The sequence below is a fragment of the Microbacterium sp. B19(2022) genome, from assembly GCF_012030385.1.
Lineage (GTDB): Bacteria > Actinomycetota > Actinomycetes > Actinomycetales > Microbacteriaceae > Microbacterium > Microbacterium oxydans_B.
Map to the genome: position 1 here is coordinate 72449 of NZ_JAAUVO010000005.1, position 16999 is coordinate 89447.

The 16999-nt window shown below is 70.1% G+C and carries 15 protein-coding genes; 10 read left to right on the forward strand and 5 right to left on the reverse strand.

Features of this window, described 5'->3' with window-relative positions:
* Positions 1–37: 37 nt before the first annotated feature.
* Positions 38–1741 (reverse strand): 2-isopropylmalate synthase, encoded by a 1704-nt coding sequence (locus HCX50_RS05815; RefSeq protein ID WP_237682369.1) that lies wholly within the window; start codon positions 1739–1741, stop codon positions 38–40.
* A 275-nt stretch (positions 1742–2016) separates the two neighbouring features.
* Between HCX50_RS05815 and HCX50_RS05820 the strand changes: the two genes are divergently transcribed.
* Positions 2017–2685, forward strand: coding sequence for a FadR/GntR family transcriptional regulator (locus tag HCX50_RS05820; protein ID WP_167633310.1), 669 nt, complete (start codon positions 2017–2019; stop codon positions 2683–2685).
* 18 nt (positions 2686–2703) lie between these two features.
* Here HCX50_RS05820 and helR read toward each other — a convergent pair whose 3' ends face one another.
* Entirely contained in the window at positions 2704–4836 is a 2133-nt protein-coding gene (gene helR, locus HCX50_RS05825) for an RNA polymerase recycling motor ATPase HelR (RefSeq protein WP_167633311.1), read from the reverse strand.
* A 162-nt stretch (positions 4837–4998) separates the two neighbouring features.
* Between helR and HCX50_RS05830 the strand changes: the two genes are divergently transcribed.
* The 3 genes from HCX50_RS05830 to HCX50_RS05840 all read left to right on the forward strand — a co-directional run bounded on the left by HCX50_RS05830 (position 4999) and on the right by HCX50_RS05840 (position 6662).
* Entirely contained in the window at positions 4999–5583 is a 585-nt protein-coding gene (locus HCX50_RS05830; protein WP_091037401.1) for an NADPH-dependent FMN reductase, read from the forward strand.
* 23 nt (positions 5584–5606) lie between these two features.
* A complete protein-coding gene (locus HCX50_RS05835; RefSeq protein ID WP_167633312.1) occupies positions 5607–5981 on the forward strand; it encodes a DUF2255 family protein in 375 nt (124 codons plus the stop codon).
* Between the two features lie 297 nt (positions 5982–6278).
* Entirely contained in the window at positions 6279–6662 is a 384-nt protein-coding gene (locus tag HCX50_RS05840; RefSeq protein ID WP_091037394.1) for a hypothetical protein, read from the forward strand.
* A 16-nt stretch (positions 6663–6678) separates the two neighbouring features.
* Here HCX50_RS05840 and HCX50_RS05845 read toward each other — a convergent pair whose 3' ends face one another.
* Genes HCX50_RS05845 through HCX50_RS05855 form a run of 3 tightly spaced genes read right to left on the reverse strand, consistent with a single transcriptional unit; the run spans position 6679 to position 12460 of the window.
* Entirely contained in the window at positions 6679–10143 is a 3465-nt protein-coding gene (locus tag HCX50_RS05845; protein WP_167633313.1) for an error-prone DNA polymerase, read from the reverse strand.
* The gene (locus tag HCX50_RS05850; protein WP_167633314.1) at positions 10143–11681 is read right to left on the reverse strand and encodes a DNA polymerase Y family protein; all 1539 of its coding nucleotides are present in this window, start codon (positions 11679–11681) and stop codon (positions 10143–10145) included. The genes HCX50_RS05845 and HCX50_RS05850 overlap by 1 nt, the downstream gene beginning before the upstream one ends.
* Positions 11678–12460: a hypothetical protein gene (locus HCX50_RS05855; protein WP_167633315.1), complete on the reverse strand. Its 783-nt coding sequence runs from the start codon at positions 12458–12460 to the stop codon at positions 11678–11680. The genes HCX50_RS05850 and HCX50_RS05855 overlap by 4 nt, the downstream gene beginning before the upstream one ends.
* Before the next feature lie 131 nt (positions 12461–12591).
* Between HCX50_RS05855 and HCX50_RS05860 the strand changes: the two genes are divergently transcribed.
* The 6 genes from HCX50_RS05860 to HCX50_RS05885 all read left to right on the forward strand — a co-directional run bounded on the left by HCX50_RS05860 (position 12592) and on the right by HCX50_RS05885 (position 16990).
* Complete coding sequence (locus tag HCX50_RS05860) at positions 12592–13062, forward strand: prepilin peptidase (RefSeq protein WP_167633316.1); 471 nt, start codon at positions 12592–12594, stop codon at positions 13060–13062.
* A gap of 51 nt (positions 13063–13113) precedes the next feature.
* Positions 13114–13329: a hypothetical protein gene (locus HCX50_RS05865; protein ID WP_029261531.1), complete on the forward strand. Its 216-nt coding sequence runs from the start codon at positions 13114–13116 to the stop codon at positions 13327–13329.
* Entirely contained in the window at positions 13322–13936 is a 615-nt protein-coding gene (locus HCX50_RS05870) for a CYTH domain-containing protein (protein WP_091037382.1), read from the forward strand. The genes HCX50_RS05865 and HCX50_RS05870 overlap by 8 nt, the downstream gene beginning before the upstream one ends.
* Before the next feature lie 63 nt (positions 13937–13999).
* Positions 14000–15160 carry a type III polyketide synthase gene (locus tag HCX50_RS05875; protein ID WP_167633317.1) on the forward strand — a complete coding sequence of 387 codons (1161 nt, stop codon included), beginning with the start codon at positions 14000–14002 and terminating at the stop codon, positions 15158–15160.
* The gene (locus HCX50_RS05880) at positions 15157–15882 is read left to right on the forward strand and encodes a methyltransferase domain-containing protein (protein ID WP_167633318.1); all 726 of its coding nucleotides are present in this window, start codon (positions 15157–15159) and stop codon (positions 15880–15882) included. The genes HCX50_RS05875 and HCX50_RS05880 overlap by 4 nt, the downstream gene beginning before the upstream one ends.
* Complete coding sequence (locus tag HCX50_RS05885) at positions 15869–16990, forward strand: FAD-dependent monooxygenase (protein WP_167633319.1); 1122 nt, start codon at positions 15869–15871, stop codon at positions 16988–16990. The genes HCX50_RS05880 and HCX50_RS05885 overlap by 14 nt, the downstream gene beginning before the upstream one ends.
* The last annotated feature ends 9 nt before the right edge of the window (positions 16991–16999 follow it).

Here is a 16999-nt window from a genome sequence, read left to right on the forward strand (position 1 = left end):
TCCCCCCGTGCGGCGCAGGCCCTCACGTCGTCGTCCGTCAGCCGACGCCACCCACCAGCATGGGGGAGCGGAGGCTGTTCGCGGCCCCGATCACCGCAGACATGGTGGCGGCGAGCACCGAGCGCCCTTGACCGGCGGTCCATCTGCTTCCGCCCGAGTCTCGTCGCTCCAACAGGGTCAGCGCGTCGCTGTCATTGCCGGAGCCGACGCTCGTCTGATGCAGGCTGACCACATCGACGCGGATGCCGTGGGCGTCGAGTGCGGCGGTGAGCGCCTCGACGGGGCCGACCTCGGTGTGGTCCGTGACGTGCTCGCGTCCGTCGATGCGCAGCGTGATGCCGGTGTGGGTGCGCCCGCCGTTCTCGGCGATGTCGTAGGAGACGAGGTCGACGGCCGTGGAGGCCTGCCGGATGTACGTGTTCCCGAACACGTTCCACAGCTCGGCGGCCGTGATCTCGGCTCCCGTCGCATCCGCGTGGCGCTGCACGTGGCGGGCGAAGTCGATCTGCAGGCGCCGGGGCAGCTCGACGCCGTACTCGGTCTCCAACAGGTAGGCGATGCCGCCCTTGCCGGATTGCGAGTTCACACGGATCACCGCGTCGTAGTCGCGTCCGATGTCGGCGGGATCGATCGGCAGGTAGGGAACCCGCCACTCGACCTCGTGCTCCGGGCGCCCGTTCGCCGCCGCACGGGCGCGGTGCTCGGCGAAGCCCTTCTTGATCGCGTCCTGATGGGTTCCGCTGAACGCCGTGTGCACGAGGTCGCCCACGTACGGATGCCGGGCGTGCACCTCGATCCGGTTGCAGTACTCGACCGTGCGGCGGATCTCGTCGATGTCGGAGAAGTCGATCATCGGGTCGATGCCCTGGGCGTGCAGGTTGAGGGCGAGGGTCGCGATGTCGACATTGCCGGTGCGCTCCCCGTTGCCGAAGATGCACCCTTCGACCCGCTGAGCTCCGGCGAGCACGGCCAGTTCTGCGCAGGCGATCCCGGTGCCTCGATCGTTGTGCGGATGCACCGAGAGGATCACCGCATCCCGGCGAGCCAGGTTCTTGTGCATGTACTCGATCTGGTCGGCGTACACGTTGGGAGTCGCCACCTCGACCGTGGCGGGGAGGTTCAGGATCACGGGCCGCTCGGGTGTCGCATCCCACAGATCGGTCATGGCGTCGCAGATGTCCAGGACGTAGTCGGGCTCGGTGAGGTTGAACACCTCGGGCGAGAACTCGAACCGCACGTTCGGCAGATCGCCGGCGAACTCGAGCACGTCGCGACCGCCTGAGAGGATGAGCTGCTTCAGATCGGCTTCGCCGTAGCCGAGGACCATGTCGCGCCAGGCCGGAGCCGTCGCGGTGTACATGTGGATCACGACCGGATTGCGGATGCCGCGGATCGAGGCGACCGTGCGCTCGATGAGGTCACGGCGAGCCGGGGTGAAGACGACGATGGTCACGTCGTCGGGCGCGATGTCGCTCTCGGCGATGAGGCGGACGAAGTCGTGATCCGTCTGCGACGCCGAGGGGTACCCGACCTCGATCTCCTTGTAGCCCATCGAGACCATCAGCTCGAAGAAGCGCCGTTTCCGCTCGGGGTCCATCGGCTCGGCGAGCGCCTGGTTGCCGTCGCGCAGATCGACCGGCACCCACAGGGGAGCAGCCGTCAGGCGGTGCGTGGGCCAGTCCCGCTCGATCACGGGAAGTTCCACTCGCGAGAACACATCGCGGTAGCGATGCGAGGGCATCTGCGAGTGCCGTTGCCGGTTCCAGGATGGTGCGTGTGAAGGTACTGGGCCGGCAGGCGTGGAGATGCGGGAGGAGGGTGTCGTGGTCATGGCGGTGCTGCTTTCTTCGTTCAGAGAGGCGACCGGCGCATGTTCGACTCCACGACGGGGAGCCGGTCCGGCTATGCCCCGCCGTGGCGGCGAAGAAGAAGGTGCTCTGACATGAACATGGCTAGACTGTAGCAGAACTCCTCAGACAAGTAGACGAGGCGTCGAGGCGAGAGATCGGATGGCCGATGGCACAGGTGAAGCGCGCACCGCTGGCGGATCAGGCCGCCGAGCTGCTGCTGGAACGGATCCGCGCGGGAGAGTGGACGCTGGGGGAGAAGCTGCCCGGAGAGACGACGCTCGCACCGCAGCTCGGGGTGGGGCGCTCCACCGTCCGTGAGGCGATCCGTCAGCTCGCCGGGCGCGGAGTGCTGGCGTCGCGGCAGGGGGCGGGGGTCTTCGTCACTGCCCTCGACGCCCCGGAGGACTGGGACTCCGTCCTCCGCCGGGCCGGAGTCGTCGCGGTGATCGAGGCGAGGGTCGCGATCGAGACCGAGGCAGCGGCGCTCGCCGCGTCACGACGGACGCCCGCCGATCTGCGCGCCCTCCGCCGCGCTCTGGCCGAGCGCGCCGCGCGCCGCTCCGACATCGAGAGCCACGTCGACGCTGACACGGTCTTCCACCGATCCATCGTCGCCGCAGCCCACAACCCGGTCCTGCTCGACCTGTTCGACAGCTTCACCCCGCGATTGCGGGAGGCCATGATCGAGATGCTCCGCATCCGCCGCGTGTACGGCGGCGACGAGGACCACGAGGCGCACGCCGTGCTCGCCCAGGCGATCGCCGACCGTGACGCGAAAGGCGCGGCCGACCTCAGCCGCGCCCACCTCCTCGCGCTGCGTGACGCGCTGGCCTGACGGCGGCGGTTCCGCCGCTCACCGCAGGATGACCAGCTCTCGAGTGGTCCTGGTCATGGCGACGTAGCGGTCGACAGCGCCGGTCACATCGTCGCCGAACTGCTCCGGCCGCACGAGGGCGACCAGGTCGAACTCGAGCCCCTTCGCGCCCTCGGGGGTCAATGACCGCACTCTGTCGGTCGGTGCGAAGCCGGGGTCGCCGATCACGCACGCCACGCCGTCGGGATGCGCGTCGAGCCAGGCATCCAGCACCGCCGGCAGCGATGCGGCCTCGCCGAACCGGACCGGGACCCCGCTCTCGCGCACCGACGTCGGCACGTTCGCGTCCGGGATCGCCGCGAGCACCAGGGGTGCCGCCGTCTCCATCACCTCCGCCGGTGTCCGGTAGTTCACGCCGAGGTGGGTGATCCGCACATCGCGCAGACCGATGCGCATGAGCCTCTCCTCCCAGGTCTCGGTGAAGCCGTGCCGTGCCTGCGCGCGATCGCCGACGACCGTGAAGCTGCGCGAGGGGCAGCGGGCGACGAGCATCCGCCATTCGGCATCCGTCAGCTCCTGGGCTTCGTCGACGACGATGTGTCCGAAGGGGCCCGCCAGTTCGTCGGGTGTGAGTGCCGGCGGGGCGTCGACGCCGAGCAGCACGTTCCGTGCGTCCTGCCCGCGCAGGATCGACATCACCTTCATCTCGCTGTCGTCGTCTTCGATCAGATGATCGACGACGTGGGAGATCTGCTCCTGCGCCGAGGCGATCACGGCCTGACGGCGGTGCTCCTCGCGCACCGCCTCCGGGTCGCCGATGCGGCGCCGCGCCGCGTCGAGGAACGGGAGGTCCGCCGTGGTCCACGGCGCCGTCTCCTCCCGGTGCAGCAGCGCGATGTCGTCCGCGGACAGGGCCGGGGCGCACTGCCGGAGCAGAGCGGGCGAGTTCCACATCCGCCCCACCACGGAGGTCGGGGACAGCAGCGGCCAGGCACGCACGAACGTCCCGGTGAGGTCGTCGTCCTGACGCAGCCAGCGCCGGATCACGTGCGGCGGCACCTCGTCGTCGTCGACCTGATCGACCAGGAGTTCCAGGATCTCCTCCCACACCTCGTCGCGCGCTTCGTTGTGCGACGCTGCGGGGTCGGCGGCGGCGAACACCTCGACCCACTCTTGGCGGCTCAGCCAGAGGTCAGCCCAGGGGGACTCCAGGCGCATGGCATGCTGCGGCGGACGCTCGAACGACCGCGCCGCGGCGTCGAGCATCAGGTCGGGGGAGAGCGAGGCCTTCAGCGAGGCCGCGCGCGCATCCGGCTCGTCGACGGCGGTCGCACCCTCCGGGACGAGGTCCCGCAGCGTGCACAGTCGCACCGTGTCCTCGCCGAGACTCGGCAGCACATCTTCCACGTATGCGAGATAGTGCGCGTTCGGCCCGACGAGCAGCATGCCTCCGGCGCTCTGGGTCAGGCGCGGCTCTGCGTACAGCAGCTGCGCGGCCCGGTGCAGAGCGACGACGGTCTTCCCTGTCCCGGGACCGCCGTCCACGACGAGCGCACCGGGCGAGGGAGTGCGGATGATCGCATCCTGGTCGGCCTGGATCGTCGCGAGCACGTCTCGCATCCGTGATGTGCGATGCGTGCCGAGGCTGGCGATGAATGCGGACTGATCGTCGAGAGACGCTGCGCCGTCGAACCCGGCGGGCGTGAGCGCCTCGTCCCAGTAGTCACTGATGCGTCCGTCCGTCCAGCGGTATCGCCGGCGCGAGACGATGCCGCGCGGATCCTCCATGGTCGCGGCGAAGTACGGTTCGGCCGCCGGGGTCCGCCAGTCGACGAGCAGACGGGTGCCGTCGGCCGCAGCCAGACCCGTGCGACCGATGTAGATCGGTTCGCCTTCTGCCGGCGTCATCCTGCCCAGGCAGATGTCGATGCCGAACCGCTGCAGGATCCGGAGCCTTCCGCTCAGGCGTCGGATCTCCAGGTCGCGGTTCACGGCGCTGTCGCCGAATCCCGCACGCTGGCGGCGTACCTCGGCGAGGCGTCTGGTGACTTCGCTGCGCTGCTCCTCCAGGGTGTCGGCGATCCGTCCGAGGTGATCGCGGTCGGCGTCGAGAAGGGCGGTGGTCGCTTTCGCGCCCAGATTCGCAGGCAGGTGGAAGGGGTCGAAAGACATGGGTCTCCTCACGCGCGAGGGCCGGATCGCACGAGCGAGGGTCGATTCTGCCGCATGGGTGGGGTCTTGCGGCAAGCCCCCTTCTCGGAGATATCCTGGAAATGGAAGGACGCGGGGATCACGCTGACGCACTCGACCGACTGCCCTCCCTGCGGAGCACACATGACGCATCGCATCGGCTATCTCGTCGGAAGTCTCGCTCAGGACTCGATCAATCGGATCCTCGCGAAAGCGCTCGTGGGGCTCGCGCCGCCCAGCCTGGAGCTCGTCGAGATCCCGATCCGGGACCTGCCGCTCTACAACCGCGACGACGAGCTCGATCCGGTCGCCGCGGTGACGGAGTTCAAGCGCGCCATCGAGGGTTCCGAGGGGCTGCTGCTGGTGTCGCCCGAGTACAACCGCTCCATCCCCGGTGCGCTGAAGAACGCGATCGACTGGGGCTCCCGCCCCTGGGGCCACAACTCCTTCGCCCGCAAGCCCACCGGCATCATCGGAGCATCCACGGGTGCCATCGGCACGGCCGTCATGCAGTCGTCGATGCGCAGCGTCCTGAGCTTCCTCAACGCCCCGCAGCTGAACGCCCCGGAGGCGTACATCACGTTCGATCCCGAGGCCTTCGGTCCGGATGGCGAGGTGAAGGATGCCCGCACGCGCGAGTTCCTCCAGCACTACATGAACGAGTACGCCGCCTTCGTCGAGCGGGTGCTGTCGCTCACCGCGCCGGGCCACGTCGGGGATCAGGGCTAGTCGTGGCGTCTGACGACAGGGGGATGACGATGTGGGACGCCGACGAGTTGGCGACGATCGCGGCGCCGGAGATGTTCGATCTCTCCGCACAGCTCGACGATGGGACGATGCCGAAGACCGTGGGAATCTGGGCGGTCGCCGTGGACGGGCGCCTGTTCGTGCGCTCCTACACGGGGCTCGAGGGCAAGTGGTATGCCCCGGCACTCGCCAGTCTGCGCGGCCGCGTGTCGGCCGGTGGCGTCACGAAGGACGTCCGCTTCGAGCGCGTCACCGATGAGGCGACGAACACGGCGATCGATGCCGAGTACCTCGCCAAGTACACGCCGAGCCCGTACGCCCCCGAGATGGGACAGGAGCCGGTGCGCTCGAACACCCTCGAGGTGATCCCGCTCGACTGAGTTGGTTGACTGAGCGCGTCGACTGGCCGGCGGTTCGGCGGGGGTATGCCCTCCCGAACGATCCGCCCCAGACGGTACCGCCGAGAGGGCTGACCGTCCTTCCCGGACGGTTGGGGAGGCGGCGAAGTTCTCGCTGCGCTCTCGGCTGATCTCCCCAGATCTCAGCCTGTAGCCCCCGCTACCTGAGCAGAGTACCGCTTAATCGGCTTGTCCGCCATTTGGGGGACAAAGAAATTTACGAATGTTGCGATTCCGGTCGCCTGTTGTCTTCCCGGCGGCGATGCCTAGGGTGGACTCATGGACAGAATGCTCGTGCTCCCCGCTCAGGTCGCCATCACCCACGGCCACCGGGTCGAGGTGACGGAGCAGGTCGATCCGCTCACCGATGAACCCGTCGTCCTCGCTCTCGTCGACCTCGACACGGGCATCCGCTACCGCCGCACGGAGGAGCCGGGCGGCGACTTCTCGCGATGGATCGGCCGGGTGCTGGAGTGCACGGTGACCATCGGCGGGATCGGGGCGCGCACCACTCTGCTGGTCGATCCCATCGGCCCCGGAGCGACCGGAGCCAAGATCGCGCTGCGCGGCGCCGACGCGGCCGCCGATGCGGCGAAGGCCGAAGCCGACCGATGGGGTGGCGCGGATCGTCCCCCGGTGGAGGAGCCCGAGCGCTTCTGGTGATGCGGGGCGGTCGCCCTCAACGGAAGTCCCGAGACCGATGCGTGACGCCGGTGCGCAGATCCTCGAAACCGTCGGCGAGCACGTTGACCACGCCCTCGGCCGACCGCTCCAAGATGCCGCGGATGATGAGCGCCGGTGATTCCCTGGCGACACGGCGGTAACGGTTCCAGACCCCGGCCGAGCAGACGATGTTCACCAGGCCGCTCTCGTCCTCGAGGTTCACGAAGGTGATCCCGGATGCCGTCGCCGGTCGCTGGCGATGGGTCACGAGACCGGCGACCTCGATACGGCGACCGACCTCGTGGCCCTGCAGATCGGCGGCGGTGAGCACCCCGCGGGTGCGCAGTGCCTCCCGGAAGTGCGCCATCGGATGGTCGTCGGTCGACACCCCGGTCGCCCAGAGGTCCGCCGAGAGCCGCTCGTAGCTGGTCTGATCCGCGAACAGGGGCGGCTGCACGGCGACGGTGGTCCCCGGAAGGAAGCGGGAGCGGTCGTCCGCCGCGGCGCCGGCGAGCCAGATGGCCTCTCGGCGCTCCAGCCCCAGGCAGTCGAAAGCGCCGGCGGTGGCGAGCGCCTCCAACTGCGTGGCGGTGGCATCCGTCCGGCGCACCAGATCGTGCAGATCGCGGTAGCGCCCGTGTGCCTCGCGTTCGGCGACGATTTTCTCCGCCATCGGCACACCGATCCCGCGGATGCCGCTGAGCCCCAGTCGCACCGCTGATCGGCCGTCCCTCCGATGTGACGCGGACTCGTCCGGGGCCCGCCTGTCGAACCGGAGCGGGGTCGGTTGCGGATCGTCGAGGCAGTCGTCCCGCCCCGTCGGCCCGTGCGACGCGCCCTCGTCGAGAGGCTCCAGCATCTCCATTGCCCCGGAGACGTGCAGGTCAGGACGACGGACCTCGACCCCGTGCCGTCGGGCATCCGCGGTGAGGGTCGACGCCGAGTAGAAGCCCATCGGCTGCGAACGCAGCAGGCCGGCGAGGAACGCGGCGGGGTAGTGCAGCTTCAGCCAGGAGCTGGCATAGACGAGCAGGGCGAATGACAGCGAGTGCGACTCCGCGAAGCCGAAGTTCGAGAACGCCTGGATCTGGGCGTAGATGCGATCGGCCGCTTCGTCGACGAGGCCGCGCCTGGCCATGCCGGCGTACAGCTTGTCCCTGACCTTCTCGATCTTCTCCAGGCCGCGCTTCGACCCCATCGCCCGGCGGAGCAGGTCGGCCTCGTCGGCCGTGCAGTCGCCGATGGCCGTCGCCATCTGGATGAGCTGCTCCTGGAAGATCGGGATGCCCAGCGTGCGTTTGAGGATGTCCTCCAGGTCGCTGTGCGGGTAGGGGATCGTGAAGTCCACCGGCTCCTCGCCCCGGGCCAGGCGCTCCCGGTTCTCCTCGTCGACACGATCCTTCGCGATCTTGCGCCGCACGAAGGGGTGCACGGCCCCACCCTGGATGGGACCGGGACGGATGAGCGCGATCTGGATGGCGAGGTCGTAGAAGCAGCGCGGCTGCAGCCGGGGGAGCAGACCGATCTGCGCGCGGGACTCCACCTGGAAGACGCCGATCGAATCCGCGCGGCAGAGCATGTCGTACACCCCCGCCTCCTCTTTGGGAATGCTCTCCAGCGTCCACTCCTCGCCGGTGTTCTCGCGGATCAGGTCGAAACAGTGCTGGAGGGCGGCGAGCATCCCGAGGCCCAGCAGGTCGAACTTCACCAGGCCCATGAAGGCGGAGTCGTCCTTGTCCCACTGGATGACGGTGCGGTTCTCCATGCGGGCATGCTCCACCGGCACGACCTCGCCGACCGGGCGTGCGGTGAGCACCATCCCGCCGGAGTGGATGCCGAGGTGGCGGGGTGCCTTCAGCAGCTCACCCGCGTAGGCGAGCACGTTCTCCGGGATGTCATGACCCTCGACGGGTTCGAGCCCCACACCCCAGCCGTCCACCTGGCGTGACCAGGCGTCCTGCTGCCCGGGGGAATGGCCGAGCGCTCTCGCCATGTCGCGCACCGCGTTCTTCGGACGGTACTGGATGACGTTCGCCACCTGGGCGGCCCGCTCCCTCCCGTACTCCCGGTACACCCACTGGATGATCTCCTCACGGCGGTCGGAGTCGAAGTCCACGTCGATGTCCGGCTCCTCCGTCCGCGTGGTCGCGAGGAAGCGCTCGAAGGGAAGGCGGTAGAGGATCGGATCGACCGCGGTGATCCCCAGCAGGTAGCAGACCGCGCTCGCCGCGGCCGACCCCCGGCCCTGGCAGAGGATGCCGCGTCTGCGCGCCTCCGCGACGATGCCGTGCACGATCAGGAAGTATCCGGGGAAGTCCTTCTCCTCGATCACGTCCAGCTCGCGTTCGATGCGGCGGTGGCCGGCGTCGTCCAGTCGGGGGTACTTCGACGGCACGGCCTCCCAGACCAGGTGACGCAGCCAGCTCATCGGCGTGTGCCCCTCCGGTACCTGCTGTTGGGGGAGCGCCGGTCGTGCGAGACGCAGCGGGAAGGCGGATGCCGCGGCCAGCTCGAGCCCGTACGAGATCGCGCCGGGGTAGCGCCGGAAGCGGGCCGACATCTCGGCTCCGCTGCGCAGATGCGCGCCGCCGTGCGCGGGCAGCCAGCCGTCGAGCTCATCCATGCTGCGCACCGCGCGGACCGCGGCCACCGCCTCGGCGAGCGGCGCCTGTGCGGGGGTGGCGTAGTGCACGTTGTTGGTCGCGACCACCGGCAGCCGCATCCGACGGGCGTGGTCGGCGAGGGCGTCATTGCGGCGGGTGTCCAGGGGGTCTCCGTGGTCGAAGAGCTCGACGGCGACGTTGTCGGCTCCGAACAGGTCGACGAGGGAGCGCAGCGGAGTGGCCGCGTCTCCGGCCTCGAGCCCACGGCGCACCGCACCCTTGCGGCATCCGGTCAGGATCGTCCAGTGCCCGCCCGCGCGCGCGGCGAGATCGTCGAGGTCATAGACGGGACGCCCCTTCTCTCCACCGCGCAGCTGTGCGGCGGAGATCGCGCCCGAGAGCCGGTGGTAGCCCTCCATCCCGCGAGCGAGGACCAGCAGATGCTCCCCGGCGGGATCGGCGGAGCCTCGTTGCGGTGCGGGCAGGTCGAGAGACAACTCGGCTCCGAACACCGTCTGCAGCGGGCTCTCCATGAGGTCGGCGACCTCGGCGAAGCGGGCCGCGCCGTAGAAGCCGTCGTGGTCGGTGAGGGCGAGGGCGGTCAGGCCGAGGCGGTCGGCCTCGGCGAGGAGATCCTCGGGGGAGGAGGCGCCGTCGAGGAACGAGTACGAGGAGTGTGCGTGCAGCTCGGCGTAGGGCACTGCGTTCTCGGGGCGAGGGGAGGCAGCGGGAGGAGTGCGCTTGCGGCGCCGACTCACCGGACCTGGATCCGTCCGCTGGCCTCGCGGCTCGGCGCCGGGAGGGGGCGGGGGCGACTCGTCGCCGCTGAGGGTGCGCTCCAGGTCTTTCCAGGAGAGGGGCGGGTTGTGCCAGCCCATCAGCGATACCTCCCCTCGGCCCACCAGCGCTCGCCGGTATGGAAGACCAGCCAGGCGCGGTCGCGGTCGTCGACGATCTGCAGCCGGTGCCCGCGCTTGCCGCCGCTGGACGCCCAGCGACGCTCGTGGATGGGCCAGGGGCCGGCCCACGCCTGCACGGCCGCCCCGTCGATGCGGGCGGGATCGCTCGAGAGCGCCCCGCGCTCGTCGATGGTGATCGTGGTCTCGTCAGTGGCGAGCACTCCGATCGGACGCGGGGGACGGAACACCTCTGCCGGGAGGGGATCGGGCAGGCTCCCCGGCCAGGGCGATTCCGGGTCGCGCGGGGGGACCGTGCGCTCGCCCCAGGGCGTGAGCACCTGCCGATCGGCGAGCCAGCGGCCGCCGGAGACCGCGGCGGTGACGACACCCTGATGTCCCAGCATGGTCTGCACGCGGGAGACCGCATGGTGCAGGCGCTCATCGGTGCCGGATCCGAAGAGCCCCGGCTGGTGATGGGCGGCGTCGTCCACGGCGGCGGGGACGATGCGCACCGCCATGATGCCGCCGAACGCCCGTGCCTCATCGACCGGCTCCTTCGCCGACTGCGCGGCCAGGGCCTCCAGCTGCCAGCGCACCCGGTCGACGAGGTCGGAGGCGTCGAAGCAGGTCGGATGCAGCCAGGACCGGGAGAAGACCACGCCGTTGTCGTCGGTCAGATCGATCCGCACCTCCGTGCACACGACCGAGGCGTCGCCGAGTGCGAGCATGACCGCATCCGCCGTCTGCCGCACCGCGAAGGCGACCTGGTCCGCTCCGGCCAACGGTGAGTCGAACTCGATGTCTCGAACGAGCTCGGGGTCGGGCGGACGCGGCGTCAGCGCACGGGAGTCGGCACCGGCGGCGAGTGCGTGCAGGCGCGCGCCGTGTTCGCCGAAGCGGTCGCGCACGTCGAGCGGGGCGAGCGCGGTGAACTCGCCGAGGGTGCGCACCCCGAGTCGCACGAGGAGGCCGGTGATCTGCTCGTCGCGCAGCACCTGCACGGGGTAGGGGGCGAGGAACTCCCGGGATCCTCCGGGCGGCACGACCGTGCAGGGGGTGGGGCCCCGCGCGGCGATCTCGGCGGTGAACGGGCCGTCCGCGACGCCGATGCGCACCTCGGGGAAACCGGCCTCCGCGAGGACGGCGGTGAGCGCCTCGGCCGCTTCCGCCTCTCCGCCGTGATAGCGGGAGATGCCCCGGGCGCGGACGATCGCGAGTCCCGGCCGCAGCAGGGTGACCCCGGGTGCCTGCTTCTCGATGAGGTGCAGTACGGGGAGGAAGGCGCGCTCGTCGCGGTCGGGGTCGTGGGGGAGCACGCGCAGCGAGGAGAGATGGCCCTGTGCGACGCGGCGGCGCTGACCGGTGCGCACGCCGTGCTCGCGGGCGGAGGCGGTGCAGGCGACGATCGTGTTCGCCTGCACCAGGGCGGTGGGCGGGTGCGGAGGCGGGCTGCCGAGCGCGGCCCGCAGGGGCCAGTCGGGGAACCACAGCACGAGCACGCGGAGCGGACTGTTCATCCGGCTTCCGCCCATCGCAGGAGTTCGGGGGGAGCATCCTCGCCCCGGCCGATGATCTCGGGCGAGAGTGCGGGCAGTGCGGTGAGCTCGGTCGCGACGGTCTCGACGGCGCCGTGTCCTCCCGGCAGGCGCACCTGCACGCTCGACGGTCGAGAGGTGTGCCGGGTCTGCGCGGTCACGGTCGCGGTGCAGTCGGAGAGCAGTCCCCAGCCGGTGCCGAGGCCGTGCCAGTGCGGGTCATGCAGGCGTATCGTCCCCTCGCTCTGCGGCCACCGTCCGATGCCGGGCGTCTCGGTGACCAGGAGCGTGCATCCGCGATCGCGCAGGCGTGCGCTCAGACGGGAGACATCGGCATCCCGCGCCTGAGTGGCGGGGTTCACGACGATCAGGGGTACGACCTCGGCCAGTGCGGAGGTCGCCGCGAGCCAGCGCTCTCCCGGGTCGGGGACGAGGATCAGACGGGCGAGATCGATGCCGAATGCGGCCGCCGCTTCGACGCCGAGTGTCGGCATGCCGACGACGGCGCACCAGTGCCCCTTCTGCGATGCGGCGCTGAGCAGTGCGAGCACCAGGCTCGGCGAGGGGGAGACGGTGTAGGAGGTGCCGGTCTGCAGTCCCTCCTCGGGGAGGAGTGCGGAGAAGGCGGGGTCGAGGGGGAGCAGCGTATGCTCGCTGCGCCGCCGTTGCATCCGGCTGATCTCGCGGCGCAGTCGCAGCACTTCTCCCGCGCGGGAGTCGCTCGCCGGCGAGAGGGAGGCCAGCGCATCGAGACCGATCACCCTGCATCCTTTCTCGAAGATATATTCTAATATACCAAGTCCTGTGGATGACGATAGTTCGTACATCGGACATCAGTGGAGTTCTCCACAGGGCGTCGGCACCGGGCCTGCGGATCTCCTAACCTGCGCGTATGGACCCGCGGCTCGCCCTCATCTTGCTCGTGCACGTGATGCTGGCGGGCATCGGCGGATGGCTGATCGTCATCGATGCACGCACGCACCGCCTCCCGAATCGCATCGTGCTGCCGACGCTCGCCGCGCTGATCGTGCTCGGCGCACTCGACGTCCTGGTCACGGGGCACAGCATCGCGTTCCTCCGCGCCCTCCTCGGCCTGGTGATCCTGGGCGGCTTCTATGCGGTGCTGCGGGGGATCAGTCGTGCCGGGATGGGCGGCGGCGATGTGAAGCTCGCCGCGGTCATCGGGTTCGTGCTGGGTTGGCACGGCTGGCAGTCGCTCGCGATCGGCGCCGCCTCGGCCTTCGTGCTCGGGGCGCTCTACGCGCTCGTGCTCATCCTCCTGCGCCGAGCCGACGGGGCCACCCGCATCGCCTTCGGCCCGTGGATGATCGCGGGTGCGCTCCTCGGCGTCGTCCTCGGCTGAATCCGCCGGGTCTCGCACGGATAGTCCGATGTCGGCGCTACCCTGAAGCACATGGCACTTGCACGGCTTCACGGCGGCCCGCTGGACGGGCAGATCATCCCCCTCGGCGACGCGGACGACAAGCTGATCGTCCCCTACAGCGAGACGCAGGTGGTGTACAACCGCCGCAGCGAACCGCACAACACCGGCCCGAACGATGGGCCGACCGAGGTCGACTACTGGTTCGAAGAGTCTCTCGAGGATCTCACTCTCAACGACGATGACTGAACCGTCCCGCACGGTCGAGGTCGAGCGCAAGTACGACGTCGATGGCGAGACCCCGCTGCCGGTCTGGGAAGCGATCCCCGGGGTCGACGCCGTCACCACCGGGGAGGCCAGGGCGCTCGACGCGCAGTACTTCGACACGGCAGACGGCGAACTCGCCCGCGCGGGAGTGGCGCTGCGTCGTCGCACCGGCGGCCCGGACGAGGGCTGGCACGTGAAGGGACCGCGGCAGGGCGACGGTCGGCTCGAACTCGGGTGGCCGCTCGGTGAGGATGACGAGCTCCCCGCGGCCGTGGCCGACACCGTGTCCGCCTGGACGACCGCGCCGCTCACCCCGCTCGCCCGCATCCGGAACGATCGCACCGCCTACCTGCTCACCGGCCCCGGCGGAGTGGTGGCCGAGTTCGTCGACGACCGGGTGCAGGCGACGGATCTCCGAGGCGACGTGCAGCGCGAATGGCGGGAGTGGGAGATGGAACTCGGTCCCGCGGCCCCGGCAGACGACGAGGCGCGCGCCGCCTTCTTCGATGCGGTGGAGCGCGCGGTTTTGGCCGCAGGAGGCCGGGAATCGGCATCCGGTTCCAAGCTCGCCCGTGCCCTCGGCTTCTAGTCAGACGGCCGAGTCGAACGCAACCCCTTTCCCCGGGACGACACCGCGTGCTTGAGTGACAGCATGAGTCGACCGCCTGTGCTCCGATCGCTGCAGACGATCGTCCCCGACACCGTTCTCGTGCAGGAGCAGGTGCGCGACGTCTTCGCCCAGCAGCCCGACCTCGGGCGCTTGGCGCAGCGGATCGTCACGACGTCGTTCAATGTCTCGGGCATCGACCGCCGCCATACCGTGATCGACGAGTTGTCGCTCGAATCCGACGTGGCCGATCCCGTCTTCTTCGACCGGCGTTCCGGAGAGCTGCTGGCTCCGGGCACGAAGGCGCGCAACGACATCTACACCCGGGAGGCTGCCCGACTCTTCGTCGACGTCGCGCGGCTGGCCCTCGAGGCCGACCCCGAGATCGGCCCGGAGGATGTGACTCACGTCATCACGGTGTCCTGCACCGGGTTCCACGCTCCCGGACCGGAGTACGAGATCGTGCGCGCTCTCGGGCTCTCCGATGCGGTGCAGCGCTTCCATCTCGGGTTCATGGGCTGCTACGCGTCGATGCCGGCGCTGCGGGCGGCGAGCCAGTTCTGCATCGCCGACGAGAACGCGGTCGTCCTGGTCGTCAGCGTCGAGCTGTGCACCCTGCATCTGCGTTCCTCGGAGAACCCGGACACGATCGTCGCCTCCTCCCTGTTCGCCGACGGTGCGGCGGCCGGCATCGTCACGGCCCGTGACCTTCCGTCGGCGTCGACCGCCCTGCGGCTGGACCGGTTCCACACGGCCATCGCGCCGGAGGGCGAGAAGGACATGGCCTGGACGATCGGCGACACCGGGTTCGAGATGATCCTCTCCACCGCCGTCCCGCAGATCATCGGTGAGACCATCATCGGTGCGCTCCGGCCGCTGTATTCCGCTGATGCGGAGATGGCCGAGGCTTTCGAGGCGGGGCGGGTGGGGGAGAAGGTCGAGCACTGGGCGATCCACCCCGGGGGTCGCAGCATCCTGGACCGGGTGCAGGAGCGGATGCATCTCAGCGATGCGCAGCTGCACCCCGCCCGCGAGGTCCTGCGCGAGAACGGCAACATGTCCAGCGCCACGGTGCTCTTCGTCCTCAAGCGCATCTTGGAGGAGGAGGGCGCGGCAGCGGGCGAGCGTGTTGCCGCGATGGCCTTCGGGCCGGGGCTGACCGCCGAGAGCGCGCTGCTCACCGTCGTCGCCCCTTCGGCCTCATGAGTCCAGCCCTGGCGGTCAGGGACGTCGAGACCCGTGAGCTGATGGACGACCCGCACGCCGATGCGCGCCTACTGGCGCGGACTTACGGGCGGTTCGGCTTCGTGAACGCGCTGGTCTCGCGTCCGGGCACGCTCTATCGCCGCGACATCCGGCCTCGTGCGGAGAGGGCAGGGCGACTGCGCATCCTCGATGTCGGAGCCGGCGGCGGAGACCTCTGCCGTCTGCTCGCCGGGCGGCTGCGTCACGACGGGTTCGACGCCGAGATCACCGCCCTCGATGCCGATGAGCGGGCGATCCGGTGGGCCTCGGCGCACGACCGCGGCGCCGGCATCCGCTATCGACGGGCGCTGACCACCGAGCTGGTCGAAGCGGGCGACACCTACGACGTCGTGCTGTCCAACCACGTGCTGCACCATCTGGACGAGGACGAGCTCCAGACGGTCCTCAGCGACTCGATGCGGCTCGTCGCGCCGGGCGGATTGGTGTCCCACCACGACATCGCCCGGAGCCGGACCGCCCACGTGCTGTTCGCCGCGGCGACCTTGCCGATCTCGCGCACCCTTCTCGCCGACTCGTTCATCCGCGAAGACGGTCTCATCAGCATCCGACGCTCGTACACGGTCGCCGAGCTGACGGCGATCGCTCCGACCGGGTGGACCGTCCGCGGGGGACTGCCCTCGCGACTGGAGCTGCGGTGGGAGGAGGGCAGTGCCCGATCATGACGTGCTGATCGTGGGAGCAGGGCCCGTCGGTCTGCTCCTGGCCTGCCTGCTGCTGCAGGACGGATTGCGGGTGGTGGTCTGCGAGCGGCGCACGGATGCCGACGATCGGACCAGGGCGATCGGCATCCATCGGCCGGGGCTGGACGCTCTCGATGCGGTCGGAATCGGGACGGACGTCCGGTCGGAAGCGCTGCGGCTCGAAGGCGGAGAGGTGCGCAGTCGCCGCAGGACCCTGGCCACGCTGACCTTCGCGCCGGATCGCCCCGTCCTGATCCTCCCGCAGCCGCGGACGAGTGCGCTGCTCCGGGCCCGACTGCAGGCACTCTCCCCGGATGCCCTGATCTCCGGATGCACGGTGCAGGCGCTTCGGAGCACCGCCGATGCGGTTCAGGTCTCGGCGCAGACCGGGGCGGGACCGCGCACGTTCACCGCGTCGATCGTCGTGGTGGCAGACGGTGTGCGCAGCCGTCTGCGCGATGAGCTCGACCTCGGCTGGCACCGTCGTCCGGGACGCGCGTCGTACTCGATGCTCGACGTCGCAGACGCCTCACCGGGTGAGCATGCCGTCCTGCACTGCGAACCCGCCGGTCTCGTCGAGTCCTTCCCGCTTCCCGGTGGAGTGCGGCGCTGGGTCGTGCGCGAAGGGTCCGACGGGGTTCTGGGTACTGCCGAAAACTTCCGTGCCGTGATCGAGGCGCGCACCGGGATCGCCATCGAACTCCCGCCCGATGCGGAGCCGACCTCCTTCGTCGCCGCACAGCACCGGGCGACACGGCTGACCAGGGGTCGGGTGGTGCTCCTCGGAGACGCCGCGCACGAGATCAGTCCTATCGGCGGGCAGGGGATGAACCTGGGCTGGGTGGATGCCGCTCGTCTCGCGTCCGAGCTCGCGCGGTCGCTGCCGCATCGGATGCCCGAGCTGGCGAGGTTCGAGTGGCACGTGCTGCGGTCCGCCTCGCGCGCACAGCGGCGCTCGGCGTTCTACATGTCGATGGGTGCTCCGGCGCCGGCGCCCGTGGTCCGCGGCCGGGAGCTGCTGATGCGCGCGCTGGGCTCGCCGCCGCTGCGGGCATGGACGGCCGGGCTCCTCACGATGCGCGGCCTCTGATGCGCGGCC

What these genes read in the sequence shown, in the direction of transcription:
- helR (WP_167633311.1), bottom strand. Translation starts at nt 4,836, where the DNA reads ATGTCTTTCGACCCCTTCCACCTGCCTGCGAATCTGGGCGCGAAAGCG.
- HCX50_RS05820 (WP_167633310.1), top strand. Translation starts at nt 2,017, where the DNA reads ATGGCACAGGTGAAGCGCGCACCGCTGGCGGATCAGGCCGCCGAGCTG.
- HCX50_RS05815 (WP_237682369.1), bottom strand. Translation starts at nt 1,741, where the DNA reads ATGCCCTCGCATCGCTACCGCGATGTGTTCTCGCGAGTGGAACTTCCC.
- HCX50_RS05845 (WP_167633313.1), bottom strand. Translation starts at nt 10,143, where the DNA reads ATGGGCTGGCACAACCCGCCCCTCTCCTGGAAAGACCTGGAGCGCACC.
- HCX50_RS05870 (WP_091037382.1), top strand. Translation starts at nt 13,322, where the DNA reads ATGACTGAACCGTCCCGCACGGTCGAGGTCGAGCGCAAGTACGACGTC.
- HCX50_RS05860 (WP_167633316.1), top strand. Translation starts at nt 12,592, where the DNA reads ATGGACCCGCGGCTCGCCCTCATCTTGCTCGTGCACGTGATGCTGGCG.
- HCX50_RS05830 (WP_091037401.1), top strand. Translation starts at nt 4,999, where the DNA reads ATGACGCATCGCATCGGCTATCTCGTCGGAAGTCTCGCTCAGGACTCG.
- HCX50_RS05850 (WP_167633314.1), bottom strand. Translation starts at nt 11,681, where the DNA reads ATGAACAGTCCGCTCCGCGTGCTCGTGCTGTGGTTCCCCGACTGGCCC.
- HCX50_RS05835 (WP_167633312.1), top strand. Translation starts at nt 5,607, where the DNA reads ATGACGATGTGGGACGCCGACGAGTTGGCGACGATCGCGGCGCCGGAG.
- HCX50_RS05875 (WP_167633317.1), top strand. Translation starts at nt 14,000, where the DNA reads ATGAGTCGACCGCCTGTGCTCCGATCGCTGCAGACGATCGTCCCCGAC.
- HCX50_RS05865 (WP_029261531.1), top strand. Translation starts at nt 13,114, where the DNA reads ATGGCACTTGCACGGCTTCACGGCGGCCCGCTGGACGGGCAGATCATC.
- HCX50_RS05880 (WP_167633318.1), top strand. Translation starts at nt 15,157, where the DNA reads ATGAGTCCAGCCCTGGCGGTCAGGGACGTCGAGACCCGTGAGCTGATG.
- HCX50_RS05840 (WP_091037394.1), top strand. Translation starts at nt 6,279, where the DNA reads ATGGACAGAATGCTCGTGCTCCCCGCTCAGGTCGCCATCACCCACGGC.